19 protein-coding genes and 1 tRNA gene are annotated in these 22,928 nt (G+C 70.9%); 19 read left to right on the forward strand and 1 reads right to left on the reverse strand.

The window, feature by feature from the left end; genetic code table 11:
• The 18 genes from pcaD to ACIOD2_RS24990 all read left to right on the forward strand — a co-directional run bounded on the left by pcaD (window position 1) and on the right by ACIOD2_RS24990 (window position 20,899).
• Window positions 1–777, forward strand: a complete 777-nt coding sequence (gene pcaD, locus ACIOD2_RS24905; protein WP_400542351.1) for a 3-oxoadipate enol-lactonase — start codon at window positions 1–3, stop codon at window positions 775–777.
• Between the two features lie 11 nt (window positions 778–788).
• Window positions 789–1,193: a 4-carboxymuconolactone decarboxylase gene (gene pcaC, locus ACIOD2_RS24910; RefSeq protein ID WP_400543241.1), complete on the forward strand. Its 405-nt coding sequence runs from the start codon at window positions 789–791 to the stop codon at window positions 1,191–1,193.
• 10 nt (window positions 1,194–1,203) lie between these two features.
• Window positions 1,204–2,034 carry an IclR family transcriptional regulator C-terminal domain-containing protein gene (locus ACIOD2_RS24915; protein ID WP_400542354.1) on the forward strand — a complete coding sequence of 277 codons (831 nt, stop codon included), beginning with the start codon at window positions 1,204–1,206 and terminating at the stop codon, window positions 2,032–2,034.
• Window positions 2,027–2,632 (forward strand): NTP transferase domain-containing protein, encoded by a 606-nt coding sequence (locus ACIOD2_RS24920; RefSeq protein WP_400542357.1) that lies wholly within the window; start codon window positions 2,027–2,029, stop codon window positions 2,630–2,632. The genes ACIOD2_RS24915 and ACIOD2_RS24920 overlap by 8 nt, the downstream gene beginning before the upstream one ends.
• Before the next feature lie 488 nt (window positions 2,633–3,120).
• Window positions 3,121–3,999, forward strand: a complete 879-nt coding sequence (locus tag ACIOD2_RS24925; RefSeq protein WP_400542360.1) for an AAA family ATPase — start codon at window positions 3,121–3,123, stop codon at window positions 3,997–3,999.
• A gap of 46 nt (window positions 4,000–4,045) precedes the next feature.
• A complete protein-coding gene (locus tag ACIOD2_RS24930; RefSeq protein WP_400542363.1) occupies window positions 4,046–5,812 on the forward strand; it encodes a hypothetical protein in 1,767 nt (588 codons plus the stop codon).
• Window positions 5,813–6,113: 301 nt separating this feature from the next.
• Window positions 6,114–6,187, forward strand: a tRNA-Arg gene (locus ACIOD2_RS24935).
• 23 nt (window positions 6,188–6,210) lie between these two features.
• Window positions 6,211–7,323: a VWA domain-containing protein gene (locus ACIOD2_RS24940; RefSeq protein ID WP_400542366.1), complete on the forward strand. Its 1,113-nt coding sequence runs from the start codon at window positions 6,211–6,213 to the stop codon at window positions 7,321–7,323.
• Window positions 7,316–8,428, forward strand: coding sequence for an XdhC family protein (locus tag ACIOD2_RS24945; protein WP_400542369.1), 1,113 nt, complete (start codon window positions 7,316–7,318; stop codon window positions 8,426–8,428). Before ACIOD2_RS24940 ends, ACIOD2_RS24945 begins: the two co-directional genes overlap by 8 nt.
• A gap of 188 nt (window positions 8,429–8,616) precedes the next feature.
• The gene (locus tag ACIOD2_RS24950) at window positions 8,617–9,141 is read left to right on the forward strand and encodes a (2Fe-2S)-binding protein (RefSeq protein WP_392763514.1); all 525 of its coding nucleotides are present in this window, start codon (window positions 8,617–8,619) and stop codon (window positions 9,139–9,141) included.
• On the forward strand, window positions 9,141–11,579 hold the full coding sequence (locus ACIOD2_RS24955; RefSeq protein ID WP_400542372.1) for a xanthine dehydrogenase family protein molybdopterin-binding subunit: 2,439 nt from the start codon (window positions 9,141–9,143) through the stop codon (window positions 11,577–11,579). The genes ACIOD2_RS24950 and ACIOD2_RS24955 overlap by 1 nt, the downstream gene beginning before the upstream one ends.
• Complete coding sequence (locus tag ACIOD2_RS24960) at window positions 11,576–12,430, forward strand: FAD binding domain-containing protein (RefSeq protein ID WP_400542375.1); 855 nt, start codon at window positions 11,576–11,578, stop codon at window positions 12,428–12,430. Before ACIOD2_RS24955 ends, ACIOD2_RS24960 begins: the two co-directional genes overlap by 4 nt.
• A gap of 115 nt (window positions 12,431–12,545) precedes the next feature.
• Window positions 12,546–13,559 (forward strand): SRPBCC family protein, encoded by a 1,014-nt coding sequence (locus ACIOD2_RS24965; protein WP_400542378.1) that lies wholly within the window; start codon window positions 12,546–12,548, stop codon window positions 13,557–13,559.
• 751 nt (window positions 13,560–14,310) lie between these two features.
• Window positions 14,311–15,534, forward strand: coding sequence for a diguanylate cyclase (locus ACIOD2_RS24970; protein ID WP_400543244.1), 1,224 nt, complete (start codon window positions 14,311–14,313; stop codon window positions 15,532–15,534).
• 44 nt (window positions 15,535–15,578) lie between these two features.
• Entirely contained in the window at window positions 15,579–16,646 is a 1,068-nt protein-coding gene (locus ACIOD2_RS24975) for an NAD(P)-binding domain-containing protein (RefSeq protein WP_400542381.1), read from the forward strand.
• Between the two features lie 473 nt (window positions 16,647–17,119).
• Window positions 17,120–18,718, forward strand: a complete 1,599-nt coding sequence (locus ACIOD2_RS24980) for a discoidin domain-containing protein (RefSeq protein ID WP_400542384.1) — start codon at window positions 17,120–17,122, stop codon at window positions 18,716–18,718.
• Between the two features lie 13 nt (window positions 18,719–18,731).
• On the forward strand, window positions 18,732–19,961 hold the full coding sequence (locus tag ACIOD2_RS24985; RefSeq protein WP_400542387.1) for an MFS transporter: 1,230 nt from the start codon (window positions 18,732–18,734) through the stop codon (window positions 19,959–19,961).
• Window positions 19,958–20,899, forward strand: a complete 942-nt coding sequence (locus ACIOD2_RS24990) for a hypothetical protein (protein WP_400542390.1) — start codon at window positions 19,958–19,960, stop codon at window positions 20,897–20,899. Before ACIOD2_RS24985 ends, ACIOD2_RS24990 begins: the two co-directional genes overlap by 4 nt.
• Here ACIOD2_RS24990 and ACIOD2_RS24995 read toward each other — a convergent pair.
• On the reverse strand, window positions 20,889–21,461 hold the full coding sequence (locus ACIOD2_RS24995) for a TetR/AcrR family transcriptional regulator (RefSeq protein WP_400542393.1): 573 nt from the start codon (window positions 21,459–21,461) through the stop codon (window positions 20,889–20,891). The two genes, ACIOD2_RS24990 and ACIOD2_RS24995, sit on opposite strands and share 11 nt — an antisense overlap.
• A 76-nt stretch (window positions 21,462–21,537) precedes the next feature.
• Between ACIOD2_RS24995 and ACIOD2_RS25000 the strand changes: the two genes are divergently transcribed.
• Window positions 21,538–22,920 (forward strand): cytochrome P450, encoded by a 1,383-nt coding sequence (locus tag ACIOD2_RS25000; RefSeq protein ID WP_400542396.1) that lies wholly within the window; start codon window positions 21,538–21,540, stop codon window positions 22,918–22,920.
• Window positions 22,921–22,928 lie beyond the last annotated feature (8 nt).

Here is a 22,928-nt window from a genome sequence, read left to right on the forward strand (position 1 = left end):
GTGAACGCCGTACCGGTGCACCGGGTCGTCGAAGGCCCTGAAGACGGGCCGGTGGTGGTGTTCGCCGGTTCGCTGGGCAGTGACCTCCGGATGTGGGAGCCCCAGGTGGTTCCGTTGCTGGAGCGCGGTTTCCGGGTGGTGCGGTACGACACGCGCGGCCACGGCGCGTCGCCGGTGCCGCCCGGGCCGTACGACCTGGACGACCTGGGTGCCGACTTCCTCGCGCTGCTCGACGACCTCGGCGTCGCGAAGGCGCACCTGGTGGGCCTGTCGCTCGGCGGGATGACCGGCATGTGGCTCGGTGTCCACGCGCCCGACCGGATCGCGAGCCTGGTGCTCTGCTGCACGTCCGCCAAGCTCGGCCCGCCGGAGATGTGGGCGGACCGGGCCCGGACGGTCCGCGCGGAGGGCACCGCGGCCGTGGCGGGCCCGGGTGTCGGCCGGTGGGTGACCCCCGCGTACCTCGCGCGGCACCCCGACCGGGCCGCGTTCCTGCGTTCGATGATCTCCGAGGTCCCGGCCGAGGGGTACGCGTCCTGCTGCGGCGCGATCGAGCGGATGGACCTGCTCGACGTGCTGCCGAAGATCACCGCCCCCACCCTGGTCATCGCCGGTGCCGACGACCCGGCGACGCCGCCGGAGGAGCACTCCCGCCCGATCGCCGACGGCATCCCCGGCGCGCGGCTGGAGATCGTGGCGGACGCCGCGCACCTGGGCAACTACGAGCAGCCCGAGGAGTTCACCAGGCTGATCCTCGGGCACCTGGAGGCACTGTGACCGACAACCGCGTGACCACGCCCCGCCACGAGCAAGGCATGAAGGTGCGCCGCGAGGTGCTGGGCGACGAGCACGTCGACCGCGCGGTCGCGGGCACGACCGAGTTCAGCCGCCCGTTCCAGGACTACATCACCGAGGGCGCGTGGGGCTCGGTCTGGTCCCGCGACGGCCTGGACCGGCGGACCCGCAGCTGCGTCACGCTGGCGGCGCTCACGGCGTTGCAGGCGCACAACGAGCTGCCGATGCACGTGCGGGCGGCGGTCCGTCACGGCCTCACGGCGGCGGAGATCGGCGAAGTCCTGCTGCACACGGCCGTCTACGCGGGCGCGCCGGCGGCGAACGCGGCGTTCGCGATCGCCCAGCGCACCCTGGCCGAGCTCGGCGAGCCGAGCGCCCTGCCCGCCGACGCCGGATAAGGTTGCCGGAATGGACGCGGGTCAGCCCTTCGAAGCCGAGCTGGACAGCGAGCCGGCCCACCGCGGTGCCCACCACGTGCAGTCGCTGGAGCGCGGGCTGGCCGTCATCAAGGCGTTCCACGCGGGCGCGGCCGAGCTGACCCTGAGCGACGTCGCCCGCGCCACCGGCCTCACGCGCGCCGCGGCGCGGCGCTTCCTGCTCACGCTGGCCGACCTCGGCTACGTCCGCACGGACGGCAAGTACTTCTCGCTCACCGCCCGCGTCCTCGAGCTGGGTTACTCGTACCTGTCGAGCATGACGCTGCCCGAGGTGGCGCAGCCCCACCTCGAGCACCTGTCGGCCGACGTGCACGAGTCCAGTTCGGTCTCGGTGCTGGAGGGGACCGACATCGTCTACGTGGCGCGCGTGGCGGTCTCGCGCATCATGACGGTGAGCATCAACGTGGGAACCCGTTTCCCGGCGTACGCGACGTCGATGGGGCACGTCCTCCTGGCCGGCCTCGGCCAGGCGGAGCTGGAGGCGTACTTCGCGGTCGCGAGGCTGGATCGCCTGACGGATCGCACGGTCACCGCACCCGACCGCCTGCGCGCCGAGCTGGCGAAGGTCCGGGAGCAGGGCTGGGCCATGGTCGACCAGGAACTCGAGGAGGGCCTCCGCTCGGTGGCGGCCCCGATCCACGACCGCCGCGGCAAGGTGGCCGCCGCGGTGAACCTGTCCACGCACGCGAGCCGCACCACGGCCGAGTCGGTGGAGCGGGACCTCGTCCCCCCGCTGCTCGCCGCGGCGCGCACGATCGAGGCGGACCTGGCGGTCGGCGCCCCGGGCCGCGCCCATGGCTGAGCCGGTCGCCGGTCTGCTGCTGGCCGCCGGAGCGGGCCGCCGCTTCGGCGGCCCGAAGGCCCTCGTCGACCTCGACGGTGAACCCCTGGTCCGCCGCGCCCTGCGGACCTTGGAGGCGGCAGGCTGCACCCCGATCCGAGTGGTCCTGGGCGCGTCGGCCGACGAGGTCCGCGCGCTCCTGCCCGACCCCACCCTGGCCGTGGTGGCCGACGACTGGGCCACGGGCATGGGCGCCTCCCTGCGAGCGGGCCTGGCCGCGCTCACCAAGCTGGACGGGCCGGCCGCGGCCTTGGTCCACCTGGTCGACCTCCCCTGGGTAGGCCCCGAAATCCTCACCCGGATAGCGGCCCACGCAAGCCCGGACGCGGTCGCCCGAGCGGCATACGACGGAGTCCCGGGCCACCCTGTCCTGCTGGGCCGCGACTGGTGGCCGGAGATAGCGCAGACAGCCCAGGGCGACCGCGGCGCCCGAGACTGGCTGGCCACCCGCGAAGACCTGAAGCTGATCGAGTGCGCAGACCTGGGCAGCGGCCGCGACGTGGACCGCCCCGCAGACCTGCCAGGCACCCCCACCCCACCCCGCGAGACCCGCCGCTGAAACCTGGCGCCGGTCCCGTACGCGTGCTCGGCCGCGACCCGCGCCGCGCCCGCCTCGGGATCATGTCCCAGGGCAGCGGCGCCTACCCGAGTTTCCGCGCCGACGAGATGCTCAGCTTTCATGACGAAAGATGCGCCTCCGAAGCCTAGAGCGGCACTTTCCCGAGGAAAGATGCGCCTCCGAAGCTCTGGAGCGGCGCTTTCGCTAGGAAAGATGCGGGGTTGTGGAGGGATTTCGGGGGATGTGGACAAGCAGGAGAGGCGATCCGGGGTGGCGCCCGGTTCGTTGGGACCTCGCCCCCCGGGACCTGCCGAGCGCACGGCCCTCGCCGATGCCTGGCCGGCTCGTCCCGCGGATCCCGGACCAGCTCGTCGGCCGCGCTCGCAGCGGCGAACCCGGCCGCCGATCACCGCGCGCAACCCCGCCGACCTGGCCAGCCGTCGTCACCGTGGGCCGCGGCCTGCTCCGTTGCCCCCTACGATCGAGCTGTGACCGACTCGCTCGCCTCGCCCGAAGAGCTCGCCGCCGCGCTCGACAAGACCGGGTACCTCGCCGACGACGGCCTGGCCACCGCCGGGTTCCTCGCCCTGCGGATGGGGCGGCCGCTCTTCTGCGAAGGCGAACCCGGCACCGGCAAGACCTCGCTCGCCCTCGCGCTGGCCGCCGCCCTCGACCGGCCGCTCGTGCGGCTCCAGTGCCACGAAGGCATCGATGCCGCCCAGGCGCTCTACGAGTGGGACTTCCCGCGGCAGCTCCTGCACCTGCGGGCCCTCGAAGCGGCGAACGACGGTGTCGTCGACGTCGAGACCGCCGAACGCTCCCTCTACACCGAGCGGTTCCTGCTGGCCCGGCCGCTGCTGCAGGCCCTCATCAGCGCTCCGTGCGTGCTGCTGATCGACGAGATCGACCGCGCCGACGACGAGTTCGAAGCCTTCCTCCTGCAGCTGCTCGACGAGTACGCCGTGACCATCCCCGAGTACGGCGAAGTCCGCGCGGCGACGCCGCCGCTGGTGGTGCTGACCTCCAACCGGACCCGCGAGGTGCACGACGCGCTCAAACGGCGCTGTCTCTACCACTGGCTGGAACATCCGGACCTGGTGCGAGAGGTCACGATCCTGCGCCGTAGGATCCCTCGAATAGGTGACGTTCTGGCTCGGCAGGTCGCTGAAGCGGTGCATCGGCTTCGGGAAATGGACCTACTGAAACCACCTGGTGTAGCGGAGTCACTCGACTGGGCGAATGCCCTGATGACACTGCAGCGTGACGAGCTGGACGCGGCATCGGCGGCGCGCACGCTCGGTGCGGTTCTTAAATACAGCGAAGACCTCGACCGGGTCAGGGCCAAACTCGACGCCCTGTTCGCCTGACCGGCCGGTTCCGGGGGATGACCGAAGGCGTGGGAGGACCTGCGGCATGAGCTTGGCGGAGACGACCGAGGCGAGACCACTGGCCGAGCCGGAGCCGGATCGGCCCCAGCCGGCCGATCCGATCGTGACCCGGCGGGGGTGGCGGGCCAAGCTCGCCGCCGTCGCGGCGATCCTCGGAGGCACCGCGCTGATCGCGGTGCACGCCTCGTTCTACGGCCACTGGCTGATCGACGACTCGGCCATCACGTTCGCCTACTCGCGCAACGTCGCCGACGGCTTCGGCCCGGTGCTGCAGCCCGGCGCCTCGCCGGTCGAGGGGTACTCCAACCCGACCTGGATGATCCTGCTCGCCCTCGGCAAGCTCGTCGGGCTGTTCGACCACGGCACGATCTTCGGCGTCAACGACCAGATCCTGTTCCCGAAGGGCCTCGCCCTGGCCTGCTGCCTCGGCGTCCTGGTCCTGTTCTACTTCGGAGCGAAGACGCTCAGCCGCCGCCCGGCCCTGATCACCTTCGTGGCCGGCGCCGCGCTCGCCGCGATCCCGTCGTTCGTGATCTGGTGCTTCTCCGGCCTGGAGAACTCGTTCTACGCGCTGACCGTCGCCGCGGTCGCGGTGCTGTGCCTGCGCGCCGTCCAGAGCGGCAAGCTCCTGAACCACCAGGTCGCCGCCGGTGCCGGGCTGATCGCCGTGACCGCCGCCCTGACCCGGCCCGACGGGATCATCTACGCCGGTGTCTACCCGATCGTCGTCGCGCTGTTCCTCAAGCGGGAGCTGCTGGCCCGCAGCATCCGCGCCGTCGTCGTCTCGGTGGCCGCCTTCGTCGTGCCCTACGGCGCCTACGTGGTCTTCCGCTGGTTCGAGTTCGGCCGGCTGGTGCCCAACACCGCCGTCGCGAAGGGGCAGGAACCGCCCACTCTCGACGACCTCGCCCGGCCCGGCCAGATCGTCGACTACGTGGGCTGGCTGATCGTCGCGGTCGCCGTCGCGTGCCTGGTGATGCTGCTGGTCCGGCCGTCGCGGCTGTGCACCGGCCTGATCGCCCTGCTGGCGCCGTTCGGGCTGAGCGTGGTCGCCTTCATCGTGCTCGAGTCCGACTGGATGGGGCAGCTGCGGTTCGCCACGCCGGTGTGGACGCTCGGTGCGTTCGGCGGCGCGATCGTGGTGGTCGAGGCCCTGGCCGCGGCCCGCCCGCGCGGCCGGATCGTGCTGGCTTGCCTGCTTGTGATCGCCCTGGTCAGCTCGGTGAGCTCGTTCTACACACAGGGCACGAGCTACCGTGCCAACACGAAGACCGCGATGTGCATCGTCGCCGAGCGCGACGCCCAGGCCATCAACGGCTTCGCGGACATCCTGAAGCTGCCCGACACGGCCCAGGTCGGCCTCATCGACCTCGGCGCGACGTCGCTGGGCAGCCGCATCCGGGTGCTCGACCTGGCCGGCCTCGGCGACAAGCCGATCGCCGACTACCTGCACGACAACAACCTGGCCGGGCTGCGCGACTACGTCTTCGGCACCGCGAAGCCGGAGATGATCACCTTCATCGGCTCGTGGATCACGACGCTGCAGTTCGACAAGGACCCGAGGTTCGACAGCCAGTACGAGACGATCTTCGTGAACCGCCCGATCGGCGACATGACCGCCGACTCGCGCAACTGGGTGAGCTACCACGTCCGCCGCGACCTGGCCGACCCGGCGAAGCTCGCGGAACTCCAGGCGTACGCGCAGAAGACGTTGCCGCCGGTCCTGGAGCGCAACAAGACCGAAGGCAACCGCGGCTGCGCCCCCATCACGCCCGGCATCAAGGCCTCCTGACCCGCCGCACACGACACGCCCGCTCCGCAGTCCACAAAGGACTCGCGGGGCGGGCGTTCGTCGTGCTCGGTAAATGCGTTGCCGCGCCGGGACGGGTCCGGCATTCTTTACCCAGCACCGAGAAACCCGAGAGGAGGAGATCGTGACCGAAGCCCGGATGTACCACTGCGGCATGATCTCCCGTGCCGTTCGCTGAATTCTTTCCGAAGGCTCTTCGCGCCCGCCCCGCCGCTACCGGGGCCGGCCGCGGCGAAGAGCGCGGTCTGCGTCTGCCCGGGGAGGGGCGTGCGCAGGCCGCCCCGTCCCGGTAGCTCAGCAGGACAGAGCGCGGCGCTACGAACGCCGAGGTCCGAGGTTCGACCCCTCGCCGGGACACCGAACTAGCGCACAATGGGGACATGACCACGGTCTCCGATCCGGTCGCCGGTTACGCCGGGTTCGCCGCCGCGCTGCGGGAAGCCGGTGTCGCCTGCGACGCGCACCGCGTGCAGGCCTACCTGGGCGCCGTCGCCGAGGTCGACGTCGCCGAGCCCACCCAGCTGTACTGGGCGGGGCGGCTCACCCTGTGCTCCAGCCCGGACGACCTCCCGTGTTACGAAGAGGCGTTCAGCCAGTGGTTCTCCCTCGAACCGCCGGGCCCGCGGCGGACGATGTCGCCCGTGCCGAAGCAGGCGCGGATCGCGCCGCTGGTGGAGACCGCCGGCGGGGACGCCGAGGGCGGCGACGGTCCTGACCAGCTGAAAGTCGCCGCGAGCGCCCAGGAGGTGCTTCGCCACCGGGATCTCGCCGCGCTGACCACCGCCGAGCGGGAGCACCTGCGCGAGCTGCTGGCCACCCTCCGTCCCGTGCCGCCCCGGCGGCCCGCGGCCCGGCGGACGCCGTCGCGCCGCGGGCGGCTCGATCCGGCCCGCACGCTGCGCGCGATGCTCGCCAGCGGCGGTGAACCCGTCCGGCTCGCCTACACCCGCCGAGGCTCGCGGCCGCGCCGGGTCGTGCTGCTGATCGACGTCTCCGGCTCGATGAGCCCCTACGCCGACGCGCTGCTGCGGTTCGCGCACGTCCTCACGCGGTCCGCGCCGCAGTCCGTCGAGGTGTTCACCCTCGGCACCCGGCTGACCCGGGTTTCGCGCCAGCTGCGCCAGCGCGACCCGGAGCGCGCGATGCTCGCGGCGGGCTCGGCGGTGCCGGACTTCGCCGGCGGCACGCGCCTCGGCGAGACGATGCGGGCCTTCCTCGACCGCTGGGGGCAGCGCGGCGTGGCCCGGCGCGCGGTCGTCACGGTGTTCTCCGACGGCTGGGAGCGCGGCGACACCAGCCTGCTCGGTGAGCAGCTCGCCAGGCTGCGCCGGCTCGCGCACGCCGTATTCTGGGTGAATCCGCACGCCGGCCGCGCGGGGTACGCTCCGGTCCAGTCGGGCATCGTGGCCGCACTGCCCCACATCGACCGGCTGCTGGCCGGGCACACCCTGGCCACCTTGGAACGACTGCTCGGGGAGATTTCCGATGCGTGACGTACTGGACGACGTGTTCCGCCGCTGGTCGGCGGGGGAGACCGTGGGGCTGGGCACCGTGGTCGCCACCTTCTCGTCCGCCCCGCGGGCGCCCGGCGCCGCGATGGTCGTCGCCCCGGACGGCACCGTCGCGGGCAGCGTCTCCGGCGGCTGCGTCGAAGGCGCGGTCTACGAGCTGGCGCAGGAGGTGGTCGCCGAGCGCAAGCCGGTGCTGCAGCGCTACGGCGTCACCGACGACGACGCGTTCGCCGTCGGCCTGACCTGCGGCGGGATCATCGACATCTACGTCGAGCACGTCGACCGCGAGTCGATGCCGGAGCTCGGTGACGTCGTCGCCTCGGTCCGCAGCGGTGAGCCGGTCGCGGTCGTCACGGTCGTCGAGCACGAGCACACCGGCCTGGTCGGCGAGCACATGATCGTCTGGCCGGACCGGGTCGAGGGTTCGCTGGGGTCGTCGCGGATGGACGACGCGGTGGCCGACGACGCGCGCGGCCTGCTGGCCAGCGGCCGCACCGGCACCCTGCACTACGGCCCGGACGGGCAGCGCCGCGGCGAGGGGATGGCGGTGTTCGTCAACTCCTTCGAGCCGCCGCCCCGCCTGCTGGTCTTCGGCGCGATCGACTTCGCCGCCGCGATGGCGCGCATGGGCGCCTACCTCGGTTACCAGGTCACGGTGTGCGACGCGCGGCCGGTGTTCGCCACCAGCAGCCGGTTCCCGGACGCGCACGAGGTCGTCGTCGACTGGCCGCACCGGTACCTGACCGCCGAGGCCGAGGCGGGCCGCGTCGACCAGCGCACGGCGATCGCGGTGCTCACCCACGACCCGAAGTTCGACGTCCCGCTCCTGGAGGTCGCTTTGCGCCTCGACGTCGGGTACGTCGGCGCGATGGGCTCCCGCAAGACGCACGACGACCGGTTCTCGCGGCTGCGCGAGGCCGGCATCACCGAGCCCGAGCTGGAGCGGCTGTCGTCGCCGATCGGTCTCGACCTGGGTGCCCGCACGCCGGAGGAGACCGCGGTGTCCATCGCCGCGGAGATCATCGCGCTGCGGTGGGGTGGCGGCGGCAAGCGCCTCGCGGAGCTGTCCGGCCGGATCCACGGCTGAAAAAGTTCACCCGGGCAGCCTTTCCGCGGATGCGGTGATTCCACTGTGGATTCTCCCGCAGCTGCGGGAACGGCCGCCGAACGTGTGACATCAGGACTTGTCCGCGCCATGAAGGCGTAGCACGCTCGGGCTTGTGAGCCCGATCACGGTCGGGCCTGGCCGCTCCCGAACCGGCTTTTGGAGGCCTGATGCGCATCACCGTCACTGTCGACGGGACGAAGTACACCGACGAAGTCGAACCGCGCACCCTGCTCGTGCACTACCTGCGAGAGCGGATCGGCAAGGTCGGCACGGTCGTCGGCTGCGACACGAGCAACTGCGGTGCGTGCACCGTCCACCTGGACGGGCACAGCGTGAAGTCCTGTTCCGTCCTGGCCGTGCAGGCCGACGGCAGCGAGGTCACCACCGTCGAAGGCCTCGCGCGCGACGGCAAGCTGCACCCGGTCCAGCAGGCCTTCCACGAAAACCACGCGCTGCAGTGCGGGTTCTGCACCCCCGGCATGATCATGCAGTCGATCGACCTGCTGGCCGACAACCCGGACCCGGACGAACAGGCCGTCCGCGAAGGCCTGGAAGGCAACCTCTGCCGCTGCACCGGCTACCAGAACATCGTCCGCGCGGTCCGCGACGCAGCTCAGCACATGAGCCCCGGCGCCGGGCCCGACGCGGAGCGGATCACCGAGACCAAGCACGTCGGCGTGGGTGGTGACTGATGACCGCGACGATCGAACCGGAAGTCGGAAAGTCACGGCGCCGCAAGGAGGACGAGCGGCTCATCACCGGCCGCACCCGCTGGACCGACAACATCACGCTGCCCGGGATGCTGCACATGGCCATCCTGCGCAGCCCGTTCGCGCACGCCAAGATCGTCTCGATCGACACGTCGGCGGCCAAGAACGCCTCCGGCGTCGTCGCCGTCTTCACCGCGAAGGACCTCGACCCGGACAGCTCGATCGGCATGCCCTGCGCGTGGCCGATCACGCCGGACATGAAGGCACCGCGCCGGCCGGTGCTCGCCGCCGACCAGGTCAACTTCGCCGGTGAAGGCGTCGCGGTCGTCGTCGCGCGGACCTCGGCCGAGGCGCACGACGCGCTCGAGGAGATCGACGTCGAGTACGACGAGCTCCCGGTCATCCTCGACATGGAAGCCGCGATCGCCGACGGCGCGCCGCTGGTCCACGAGGACCAGGGCAGCAACACGAGCGCCGTCTGGAAGTTCGACTCCGCCGAGGCCGGCACGGGCGGCAACGTCGAGGACGCGATCAGCTCGTCCGAGATCGTCGTCAAGCGCCGCTTCCGCCAGCAGCGCCTGATCCCGGCCTTCATGGAGCCGCGCGCCTGCGTCGTCGACCCGACCGGCACCCAGATCACCATGTGGTCGGCCACGCAGATCCCGCACATCCTGCGGGTGATGTCGGCGCTGACGCTCGGCATCCCGGAGCACAAGCTGCGCGTGATCGCCCCGGACGTCGGCGGCGGTTTCGGCGGCAAGATCGGCGTGCTGCCGGAAGAGATGATGTCGCTGCTGGTCGCGCAGAAGCTCGGCAAGCCGGTCAAGTGGAACGAGTCGCGCTCGGAGACGATGCTCGCCGCGCACCACGGCCGCGACCAGATCCAGGACATCACCATCTCGGCGAACGCCGACGGGACGGTCACCGGGCTCAAGGTCGAGCTGCTCGCCAACCTCGGCGCGTACAACGGCCTGGTCGGCACCGGCGTGCCGATCCTCGGCGCGTTCATGTTCAACGCGATCTACAAGATCCCGGCCTACCACTTCGCGTGCACCAACGTGTACACCACGACGACGCTGACCGACGCCTACCGCGGCGCCGGCCGTCCGGAAGCGACGTTCGCGATCGAACGGATCATGGACGAGCTCGCCGACGAGCTCGGCCTGGATCCCTTGGAACTGCGCGAAAAGAACTGGATCAAGCACGAGGAGTTCCCGTTCACCACGGTGTGCGGGCTGACGTACGACTCCGGCAACTACGAGGCCGCGACGGAGAAGGCCAAGCAGCTCTTCGACTACGACGGCCTGCGCGCCGAGCAGGAGAAGCGCCGCAGGACGGGCGACAAGGTGCAGCTCGGCATCGGCATCTCGACGTTCACCGAGATGTGCGGGCTCGCGCCGTCGCGGGTGCTGGGCTCGCTGGACTACGGCGCCGGCGGCTGGGAGCACGCGGCGATCCGGATGCTGCCCACCGGCAAGGTCGAGGTCATCACCGGCGCGTCCGCGCACGGCCAGGGCCACGAGACGGCGTGGAGCCAGATCGTCGCCGACCAGCTGGGCATCGCGTTCGAGGACATCGAGGTCATCCACGGCGACACCCAGTCGTCGCACAAGGGCATGGACACCTACGGCTCGCGCTCGCTGGTGGTCGGCGGAATCGCGATCGTCAAGGCCGCGGAGAAGGTCGTGGCCAAGGCCAAGCCGATCGCCGCGCATCTGCTCGAATGCGCCGAGGACGACCTGGAGTTCGCGGGCGGCAAGTTCACCGTCAAGGGCACCGACACGTCGACGACCATGGGCGACGTCGCGCTCGCGGTGTTCGCGGCGCACAACCTGCCCGACGGCGTCGAGCCGTCGCTCGACTCGGACGCGACGTTCGACCCGGAGAACTTCTCCTACCCGCACGGCACGCACCTGTGCGCGGCCGAAGTGGACACCGAGACGGGCCGGGTCAAGCTGCGCTCGTACGTCTGCGTCGACGACATCGGCGTCGCGGTGAACCCGCTGATCGTCGAGGGGCAGGTGCACGGCGGGCTCGCGCAGGGCATCGCGCAGGCGTTGTTCGAGGGCACGGTGCACGACGAGAGCGGCACGCTGACCACGGGCACGTTCGCCGACTACCTGCTGCCGTCGGCGGCGGACCTGCCGTCGTTCACCACCGACCGCACGGAGACGCCGTCGACGACGAACCCGCTGGGCGCCAAGGGGGTCGGCGAAGCGGGCACCATCGCGTCCACCCCGGCGGTGGTCAACGCGGTGATCGACGCGGTGCGCGCCTTCGGCGTGAACGACATCGAGATGCCGTTGACGCCGATGCGGGTGTGGCACGCCATCCAGCACGGCACCACCGACGCCGGCGGCCCCGGCAACGAGGCCGGCGGCGGGCTCGGCTCGATCGACGCCACCGGAGGTGCCCTGTGATCCCGTCCTCGTTCGACTACGTCCGCCCGTCCACAGTGGACGAAGCGATCCAGGCGCTGGCGTCGGCGGGTGAGGACGCCAAGGTGCTGGCCGGCGGGCAGAGCCTGCTGCCGGTGCTGCGGATGCGCCTGGCCACACCGACCACGCTGATCGACCTCGGGCGCGTCCCGGAGCTGCGCGGCGTGCGCGAAGACGGCGACACGCTGGTGATCGGCGCGATGACCACGCACTACGACGTGCAGCGCGACCCGCTGGTCGCGTCGCACGCGGAGTTGCTGAAGGCGGCGACGGACACGGTCGCCGACCCGCAGATCCGCCACCGCGGCACGCTGGGCGGCGCGATCGCGCACGCCGACCCGGCGGGCGACCTGCTGGCGCCGGTGCTGGCGCTGGAGGCGTCGCTGGTGCTGGCCGGGCCGTCCGGCCGCCGGACGGTGCCGGCCGCGGACTTCTTCCGCGACCTGTTCACCACCGCGCTGGCCCCGGACGAGCTGCTGGTCGAGGTCCGCGTGCCCAAGCACACGGGGTGGCGGGCGCACTACGAGAAGTTCAACCGGGTCGCCCAGGCCTGGTCGATGGTCGCCGTCGCGGTCACTGTTCGTACCGAAGCCGGCGTCATCGAAGAAGCCAGGGTCGCGCTGACGAACATGGGCTCGACCCCGGTCCGCGCATCCGGCGTCGAAGCGGCGCTCGTCGGAGTACAGGCCTCGGCCGACGCGATCGGCGCGGCGGCTTCGCACGCGGCGGAGGGCACGAATCCACCGGTCGACGGCAACGCCGACGTCGAATACCGCCGTCACCTGGCTCGCGTCCTGACCGGCCGGGCCATCGCGGCGGCGTCCGGCGCCTGAATCCCGCCTGAATCCGCAGTCCCGTGACCTGGCCGTTCCGGCGCCGGGTCACGGGCCGCGGGTGCGGCTAGGGTGGGCACCGGACACCCAGGTCTGGCAGAAAGGAGGTCGGCCCGTGCGGCTCGACCACGAATTCACCGTCCCGGCTCCGATCGGCGAGGTCTGGCAGGCGGTCGTCGACCCCGAGCGTGTCGCCCCGTGCATGCCCGGCGCGTCGCTGACCAAAGTCGAGGGTGACCGCTTCAGCGGCACGGTGAAGGTCAAGCTGGGTCCGATCTCGTTGCTGTACAAGGGAAACGGCGAGTTCCTGGAGAAGGACGACGCCGCGCACAAGGTCACCATCAAGGCCTCGGGCAAGGACTCCCGCGGAGCGGGCACGGCCGCCGCGACGGTGACCCTGACCCTGACCGAGGCCGAAGGTGGAACCCACGGCACGGTCGCGACGGACCTGTCCATCACGGGCAAGCCCGCCCAGTTCGGCCGAGGCTTGATCAGCGAGGTGGGCGGCAAGATCCTCGACACGTTCGCGGGTTGCCTGTCCGGCAAGCTGGCACCGTCGGACGCTTCGAAGCCCGCTGCCGCTGCCGCGGCCGCGCCGGCTGCGGCCCCGGCCCCGGCCCCGGCGGCGAAGCCTTCTGCGGCTGCGGTCCCCGGTACGGAAAAGGCTCCGGCGACGCCCGCTTCGGCTGCTACCCCGGCTGCGGCGACGGCCTCGGCTGCCGGATCGGCTCCGGCCCCGGCCGCGGAGAAGACGGCTGGCTCGGCGGCGAAGCCCGCCCCGGCCTCGACCCCGGAGGCTGCCGGCTCGGCGGCGAAGCCTGCCTCGCCCCCGGCCGCGGAGAAGGCCTCGGCGGCCAAGGCTGCGACGTCTGCCGCGGCCACGTCCACGCCGGTCGCGAAGGCGGAGCCGGCGGTCAAGCCGGCCCCGACCACCGCGGAGATCAACACCGAGCCGAAGCCCGCGGTCGAGCGGCCGGCGCTGCACAGCGTCCCGGCGGTCCCGGAAACCGAGGCGATCGACCTCCTCGACTACGCGGGGGCCTCGGTGCTGAAGCGGCTGGCCCCGGTGGTGCTCGGAATCGCCGCGATCGTCGGCTTGGTGGCGATCATCCGCGCGCTGCGCAAGTGACCTCGATCAGCCGGTCCCGCTGAGGCGACCGACCAACTGCGCTCTCCGCCTACGTTCGGTAAGAGCGCACTCGCGCCGTGGCGATCCCAACTCAAGTTTCACTCCGGTAGCGGCCCGAGAGGACGAGAGTGGGGGTTCCAGCTCCCCGATCCCGCTCCGCTGGGAGCCTCCTCAGCTGTCAGTGGGCGGGACAGGTGTCGTTGGAGAGTCCGGTTCACTACTTCCTCCACCGGTGGTTGTACCGCCGGCTGCCGGAGGTTGTGGGCAGGTGTGAGCGGCGGGCTCGGCCTCTCGGTGATCAGTGACGGGGAAAGAGTTCGTGGGAGGTTGTCGGCTGCCGCTCCAGTGGTCGCGCCCCGCGGCAGTGGAAGGCTCGGGTGGGTTCCCGGTCCGAGTTGCCACTCTGGTGATTGCCGCCTTCCGGTCTGAAGCGGTCGGCAGGGTGTGGGTGGGATGCAGGCTGCGGTGGCCGCGCCAGGATTTCCACGTTGGTGATCCTTCGGAGCCGGGCTGAGCTGGGTGGATCTACCCTCAGCGGGTCTTCGGGGCAGTACCTTCGCGGCAATTCGCCCGGACTGGCGACGCCGGTCGCTTGAGCGGCTACGCTGGGCTACCTGGTCGGCTGAACTTCGCGCAAGGGGTACGTCACGATGCCGGTCCGTCACCTCCGTGGTCGCGGCGCTTGAGAGCCCAGGCCGCCGTGCGACGGGAAGTCCTCTCCTCCTGGTCGGGCTGGCCTGCGCGCTGGGTCATGTGGACCGGGGCGAAGGGCCGCTGGATCACCTACGCCCTGTGTTGTGAACTGGCCGCCGTCGCGGCCACCGGGGTCGCGCTGGCCACTGGCTTCGGTGGGCCGGTGCGGCCGATCTGGTTCGCCGTGCTGGTCGCGCTCGGTGTCGCCCAGGCCGAGATGTCCCGCCGTATCGAGCGGTTGCGCCGGTGGATGAGCGGGCAGACGCACATCAACGTCACCTCCGTCTGGTACCTCGCCGGTGTCGTTCTGCTTCCTCCTGCCTGGGTGGCTCTGCTGGCCGTGGTGCTCTACACGCACCTGTGGGTGCGGGTCTGGCGCCAGGTGCGGACCCGGCCCGCGCACCGCTTCGTCGCGAGCACCGCCTGGGCGATGCTCTCCTGCTTCGCCGCTTCGTCCGTTCTCACGCTTACGGGGTTGCACGGGACGCCTGTGCAGACGCCGCGCGGGTTGGTCGCGCTCTGCCTGGCCGCGGTGGTGTTCGAGCTGGTGAACGCCGGCCTCGTCGCCGCCGGGATCTACCTCTACACGAGCCAGCGGTCGGCCGCGGACCTCGTCGGCACCTGGGAGGACAACGCGTTCGAGGTGGCGACGCTCTGCCTCGGCGGGCTTGCCGCCCTGGCGCTGGTCGAGCAGCCGGTACTGGTGGTGTTCGTCATCGCGCCGTTGCTCCTGCTGCACCGCTACCTGTTGCTCAAGCAGCAATTGCAGGTCGCCGCCGTCACCGACGAGAAGACCGGGCTGCTCAACACCGCGGGCTGGCACGAGTCCGCCGTCCGCGAGCACTCTCGCGCACTGCGGCGTGGGGCCGTCGGCGGGTTCGCGGTGCTGATGATCGACCTCGACCACTTCAAGCGGATCAACGACACCTACGGCCACCTCACCGGCGACGACGTGCTCGCCGCGGTCGCGGTGGCGATCTCCGGCGCGGTGCGTCAGGGCGACACGGTCGGCCGGTTCGGTGGTGAGGAGTTCGTGGTGCTGCTGCCGGGTATCGGCCGCGCCGACGTGCTGGGCATCGCCGAACGGGTGCGGGTCGCGGTGGGAGAGCTGAACGTCGTGATCTCGACGGGCGGCGGGACCGTCCGGGTCGGTGGCCTTTCGGTGTCGATCGGGGTCGCGCGGTTCCCGGACGCGGGACCGGCCCTCGACGACGTGTTGCGGTCGGCGGATGCCGCGCTGTACCGGGCCAAGGACGCGGGTCGCAACCGGGTCGCCGTGTGACGTAGCGCGCGAAATACGCGGGCCGGCCAGCCGTTGAAAACGACATGAGCAGCGCGGACCACGAGACGGACGTGGTGGTGGTCGGGGCCGGCCAAGCGGGACTGTCGGCGGCCTACCACCTGCGCCGCGCCGGTTTCGCGAACGGCTCCGGGTTCGTCGTACTCGACCACGGCAAGCGCGCCGGCGGTGCCTGGCAGTACCGGTGGCCGTCGCTGGTGCTCGGCAAGGTGCACGGCATCTACGACCTGCCCGGCATGGCCTTCGGCACCCCGGACGTCACGCGCCCCGCCTCCGAAGTCGTCTCGGAGTACTTCGCGCGCTTCGAGCGCGTGTACGACTTGCCTGTGCTGCGCCCCGTCGACGTCCAGTCGGTGACGCGCGCCGGGGACCGGCTCGTGGTGTCGAGCCCGGCCGAGTCGTGGGCGGCGCGCGCGGTGATCAGCGCCACCGGCACCTGGGACCGGCCGTTTTGGCCGCACTACCCAGGCCAGGAGACATTCGCGGGCCAGCAGGTACACACGGCGGACTACACCGGGCCGGAGGCGTTCCGCGGCAAGCGGGTCGTGGTCGTCGGCGGTGGGGCGTCGGCGGTGCAACTGCTGATGGAGTTCGCTCCGCTCGCCCGCGCGACGGCTTGGGTGACGCGACGCCCTCCGGTGTGGCGCGACGAGCCCTTCAGTGAGGACTGGGGACGCAACGCCGTCGCCAAGGTCGAAGAACGGGTGCGCGCCGGGCTGCCGCCGGAGAGCGTGGTGAGCGTGACCGATCTGGCCGTGACACCGGAGGTCCGGGCCGCTCGCGCCGCGGGCATCCTCGAGCGCAGGCCGATGTTCTCCCGGATCGTGCCTTCGGGAGTGGAATGGGCGGACGGCTCGCGCTTCGACGCGGACGTCATCCTCTGGGCGACGGGCTTCCGCGCGGCGATCGATCACCTCAAGCCGCTGCACGTGCGCGAACCGGGTGGCGGGATCCGCGTGGACGGGACGCGGGTCGTGCTCGAACCGCGGCTGCACCTGGTGGGGTACGGGCCTTCGTCCAGCACAGTCGGGGCGAACCGCGCGGGGCGGGCCGCCGTCGCGGAGATCCGGAAGCAGCTGCGCCCGCGCTCTTGAGGCCATGGGTCTTCGTTGCGGGGTAACGGGAAACTCGTCGGGTGACGTCATGCTCCTTACGTTACCGAACACGCGTGCGAAGATCATCGCTGAATCGGGTGAACCTCAAGGACGGAATCGAAGTCAGGATTCTGTTGTGCTGCAAGGGAAATCCGACTGAGGCGTTGCGAGAAGCCCCCGAATTCCAGGCTACCGGTGGGGACCGACAAAATCGGCGGGCCGATGGAGGCGGGAGCAGGGCGGAAACGGTGTCAATCCCAGGCGCCGGGGCAGTGTCCCGGTCAGCGACACGTTGGCTGACCTGCGGGAACGACTCTGAACTCACCCTCTTGACCGATTCAAGAGCCGGACAACCCTTGTCAGCCGAAACCCCGTCTCGATACAGTCTCTTTAGTTAAGAAAGTTTCTTAACTGTTTCAAGAAAGTTCACCTACGCCGCAGCCCAGCCACCGTCCGGCCCCAAGGAGCGCGACGTGTCACCCTTCCGCCTTCGTCCCTTTGCCCGGCTGGCGCCGCCGATCGCCGTCGTCGTCCTGCTGCCCTCCGCGATCGCTGCCGCCACGACTCCGGCCGATGTCCTCCTCTCCCAAGGGAAACCGGTGGCGACGTCCACCGTCGAAAGCTCGTCGCTCAACGGCGGCAAGGCCGTCGACGGCAGTGCGCAGACCCGGTGGGCCAGCGCGGTCAGCGCCGATCCGCAGTGGCTGCGGGTCGACCTCGGGCAACCCTCCAGCATCCACCAGGTCAAGCTCACCTGGGAAGCCGCCTACGCCAAGAAGTACCGGATCGAGGTCTCCGACGACGGCACGCAGTTCACCACCGTCACGACCGTCGACAACGGTGACGGCAAGACCGACGACCTCACCGGACTCCAGGTGCACGGCCGTTTTCTGCGCTTCGTCGGCGTCACGCGCGCCACGAAGTACGGCTACTCGCTCTGGGAACTGCAGGCCTACGGCACGCCCGACTCCGCCGGCGACACCCAGGCGCCGAGCGTCCCGGCCGGGCTCGCGACCACGGCCACCACGGCCACCAGCGCCGGGCTGACCTGGACCGCCGCGACCGACAACGTCGGTGTCACCGGGTACGACGTCCTGCGCGACGGCAAAGTCGTCGCCACCAGCGCCACGCCGTCCTACACCGACACCGGGCTCGCGCCGGACACCAGTTACTCCTACAGCGTCCGGGCCCGGGACGCCGCGGGCAACGTCTCGGCCGCGAGCGCGCCCGTCACCGTCAAGACCAAAGCGGGCAGCACCAACGGTTTCGTCCTCGCCGCCGCCGGGGACATCGCCGAGCGCTGCACCGCGAGCGACTCGAGCTGTGTCCACGTCAAGACCGCGAAACTCGTCGAGCAGATGAACCCCGCCGCGGTGATCACCATGGGGGACAACCAGTACGACGACGCCCACCTCTCCGACTTCAAGGCCTACTACGACAAGACCTGGGGCCGGTTCAAGAGCATCACCCACCCCATCCCGGGCAACCACGAGTCGTACGACGACCCCAAGTTCAAGGGGTACGAGGACTACTTCGGCGCCATCGCGAAGCCCCAGGGAAAGCGTTACTACAGCTGGGAAATGGGCAACTGGCACTTCATCGCCCTCGATTCCAACGACTTCGTCACCCACGACGAGTTCGCCGAGCCGCCGCAGATCACCTGGTTGAAGCAGGACCTGGCCGCCAACAAGAAGGGCTGCGTCGCCGCGTACTACCACCACCCGCGGTGGAGCTCCGGGGACCACGGGGACAACAAGGACAGCGTCGAGCTGTGGAACATCATGACCGCCAACAAGGTCGATCTCGTCCTCAACGGTCACGACCACGACTACGAGCGGTTCGTCCCGCAGAACGCCGACGGCAAGGCCGACGCCAACGGTCCGGTCGAGATCGTCGGCGGTTCGGGCGGCGCCGACCTCTACGACCTGAGCCCGGCGCACGCGACGACCGCCACGCTGCTGAAGACCTTCGGCGTCCTGAAGCTGTCCATGACGGACACGTCGTTCCAGACGCAGCTGATCGGCGTCGACGGCAAGGTCCTCGACAGCAGCCCGACCTACACCTGCCACTAGAAGGGGACCGGGCATGTACATCGCGGCAAGCCGTACCTCGGACCTGGCGGCTGGGACAGACCGGAAACCCGCACTAAAACGGGTGTCCACCAACGTCGTGGCGCTGGGCATGGTCAGCCTGGTCACCGACGTCTCGTCGGAGATGGTGACCGCCGTCCTCCCGCTCTACCTGGTGCTCGGCCTCGGCCTGAACCCGCTGCAGTTCGGGCTGCTCGACGGCCTCTACGCGGGCGCCACCGCCCTCGTGCGGGTCCTCGGCGGGCACCTCGCCGACCGGTGGCGGCGGCTCAAGGCGGTCGCCGGGTTCGGGTACGGCCTGTCCGCGGTGTGCAAGCTCGGCCTGGTGGCGGCCGGTTCTTCGGTCGCCGCGATCGGTGTCGTCCTCGCCGCCGACCGCACCGGCAAGGGGGTGCGCACGGCCCCGCGCGACGCGCTGATCTCGCTGAGCAGCGAGCCCGGCACACTCGGCCGGTCGTTCGGGGTGCATCGCGCGCTCGACACCGTCGGCGCGTTCCTCGGCCCGCTCGTCGCGATGGCCGTGCTCGCGCTGAGTCTCGGCAGCTATACGAGCGTGTTCTTCACCAGCTTCTGCATCGCCGCGATCGCCGTGCTGCTGCTGGCCCTGTTCGTCCGCGACCGGCCCGGCACGGTGGATCGCGCCGCCGTGTCGCTGCGGGCTGCGTTGAATCTCCTTCGTGCGCAGGACTTCCGGCGCATCACGCTCTGGGCTGCGCTGCTAGGCCTGGTGACCGTCGGCGACTCGTTCGTCTACCTGATGCTGCAACGGCGCTGGGAGATCGCGGCGACGTACTTCCCGCTCCTGCCGCTGGGCACCGCCGGGGTGTACCTGCTGCTGGCCGTCCCGCTCGGCAGGCTGGCCGACCGGATCGGGCGGTGGCCGGTGTTCCTCGGCGGGCACGCCGCGCTGTGCCTGGCCCTCGTCCTGCTCTGCGGGCCCGTCGCGCCGGTGCTCGCCGTCGCCGCGCTCGGTCTGCACGGCCTGTTCTACGCGGCCACCGACGGCGTCCTGATGGCCGCGGCCGGGCCGCTCATCCCGCGTGATCTCCGGGCGACCGGGATGGCCGTCGTGCAGACCGGGCAGGCCGGGGCGCGGATGGTCTCGTCCGTCCTCTTCGGACTCGCCTGGACGCTCTGGGACCTGCGCCCGGCGGTGCTGGTCGCCGTGGGCTGCCTGGTGGCCGTCGTCCTCGCCGCCGCGTTCGCGAAGCCGGTGCGGCCGTGAAGAAAGTCGTCTTCGCCCTGGTCGGCACCGCGCTCCTGATCGCCGCGGCCGTCACCTACACCGTCAACGCCCGCCCCGACGCCGCCGAGGCGGGACCGGCCGCGCAGCTCACCCTCGCTCCCGGCCAGCTCCTGTTCCGGCAGACGTCTACTGGCCGCGTCGCCGCCGTCCCGCTCGCCGATTCTGGCGTGAAACCGCAGGTCAGTGGCCTGAAGTGCGACCGGTTCGCGGTGGCGCGGCAGACCGCCGTGTGCCTGGCCGTCCGGCCCGGCACGCTCCCGCCGGTGACCGACGTCCTGGTCCTCGACGACCACCTCGCCGTCCGGCACTCCGAAGCCGTGCCCGGCACACCGACCCGCGCGCGGGTGTCCCCGGACGGCAAACGCGTCGACTGGACGGTCTTCGTCACCGGCGACTCCTACGCCGCGACCGGCTTCTCGACCCGCGCCGGTGTCTACGAGGTCGACACCGGACGGCTGGTCAAGACGATCGAGGAGCTGCCCGTTTTCCTTGACGGCCAGCGCTACTTCGCCGCCGACGTCAACTACTGGGGCATCACCTTCGCCGGTGACGGCAACCGCTTCTACGCGACGCTCGGCAGCAAGGGTAAGACGTATCTCGTCGAAGCCGACTACGCGCGCTACCGCGGCAAGACCCTGCGCGAGAACGTCGAATGCCCGTCGCTGTCCCCAGACGGCACCCGCGTCGCGTTCAAGAAGAAGGTCGGCGACGGCGTCTGGCGGCTGTCCGTGCTCGACCTCAAGACGCTGAAGGAGACCGCACTCGCCGAGCCGCGCAGTGTCGACGACCAGGCCCTCTGGCAGGGCGACCGGGTGCTCTACGGGCTGGACAACGCCGTGTGGGCGGTCCCGGCGGACGGCTCGGGCCAGCCGGAAAAGCTGGTCGTGGACGCCGCGTCGCCGGCCGTCACGGGGTGACGTCCACCGCCGCGAACAGCGTCCGCACACACAGGTCGCGCAGCTCCTCCTGGGTGACTTTCGGCTGGTCGAGCCAGTCGAGGATCATCGCCGCGACGAACGCCAGCCAGCCGCGGACGGCCAGCCGGGTCGTGTCCGTGACCGTGGTCAGCAGGCTGACGGCGTCCAGGATGCGCGACGCGTTCGCGGCCATCCCGGCTTCGCGGATCTGCCGGATCTCGACGTCGTCGCCGCCCATCGCGCGGTGCACGATCCGGTAGCCGTCCGGGTGCGTGCGCGCGAACTCGAGGTAGACGTCGAGCCCGGCCCGCAGCTGCTCGGCCACCGGCAGCGCCGGGTCGGGCTCGCTCATCGCCAGCAGCTGGTCGCGCTGGCCGCGGACGATCTCGGCGAAGAAGTCCTTCTTGGTCGGGAAGTAGTGGTACAGCAGGCCGCGGGAGACCTGCGCGATTTCGGCGACCTCCCCGATCCAGACCTCGTCGTACGGCCGCTTCGCGAACAACCCGGCCCCGATCGCCAGGAGCTGCTCGCGCCGCTGTTCGGTGCTCAGCCTCGTCCGCATCCCCCGATCTTACTTGACACGGGTTCAGTAGCGGGGGATCGTGGCCTTATTGGATTCGGATTCAATAGGGGGCCTCGTGGACACCACCGGCATTCCGCACCGGCCGGGCCGCCTGCCGGTGATCGGCGACCTGATCGGCGCGAACCCGCGCACGCCGCTGCAGGACACCCTGCGCATCGGCCGGAAGATCGGGCCGGTCTTCACCCGCAAGGTCTTCGGCTTCGAGATCGTCTTCGTCGGCGGCGTTGACCTGGTCACCGAGCTGAACGACGAGACGAAGTTCGGCAAGCACGTCGGCATGGGCATCGAAAACCTGCGCGCGGTCGCCGGTGACGGCCTGTTCACGGCGCACACCCACGAGCCGAACTGGCGGCTGGCGCACGACATCCTGCAGCCGGCCTTCTCCGCCGAGGCGATGCGCCGCTACCACCCGGTGATGCTGGACGTCGCCCGCGAGCTCGTCGCGCGCTGGGACACCGCGACCGGGCCCGTCGACGTCGCCGCCGACATGACCCGGCTGACCCTGGAGACGATCGGGCTCGCCGGCTTCGGCTACCGGTTCGGATCGTTCGAACGCGCCGAACCGCACCCGTTCGTCACGGCGATGCTGCGTTCGCTGCGGTTCGCGCAGCTGCAGAACGTCAAGCTGCCGTTCGTCCGGCGCGCGTTCGCCGGGACGGCCGAGCAGAACAAGGCCGACATCGCCGTGATGACCGACCTGGTCGACGAGGTCATCGAAGGGCGTCGCACCAGCGGTGAGGAGAGCCGGGACCTGCTCGGCTTGATGCTCACCGAGGGCCACCCGATGACCGGCGAACGGCTGGACCCGGTCAACATCCGCAACCAGGCCATCACGTTCGTCGTCGCCGGTCACGAGACGACGTCCGGCGCGCTGTCGTTCGCGTTGTACTACCTGACGCGGCATCCGGAACTCCTGGAGAAGGCCCGCGCCGAGGTCGACACCGTCTGGGGTGACCGCGAGCCCGCCTTCGGAGACGTCGCGAAGCTGCGTTACGTGCGACGCGTCCTCGACGAGGCGATGCGGCTCTGGCCGACGGCGCCGGGCTACTCGCGCGAAGCCCGCGAAGACGTCGTCCTCGGCGGGAAGTACCGGCTGCGCAAGGGTGACTGGGTGATCGTGCCGCTGCCCCTGGTCCACCGCGACCCGGCGGCCTGGGGCCCGGACCCCGAGGCGTTCGACCCCGACCGCTTCGAGCCCGCGGCGGTGAAGAAGCGGCCGGCGCAGGCGTACAAGCCCTTCGGGACGGGCGAGCGCGCCTGCATCGGCCGCCAGTTCGCGCTGCACGAAGCCGTGCTGGCGCTCGGCATGGTGTTGCAGCGCTACGACTTCGAGGCCGACCCGTCGTACGAGCTCAAGATCGTGGAGTCCTTGACGCTCAAGCCGAGCGGGTTCACCCTGCGGCCCCGGGTTCGGGATCGAGCGACTGCGACGGCGTGAGCTTCGTC

The organism is Amycolatopsis sp. NPDC088138, assembly GCF_044741685.1.
GTDB lineage: Bacteria > Actinomycetota > Actinomycetes > Mycobacteriales > Pseudonocardiaceae > Amycolatopsis.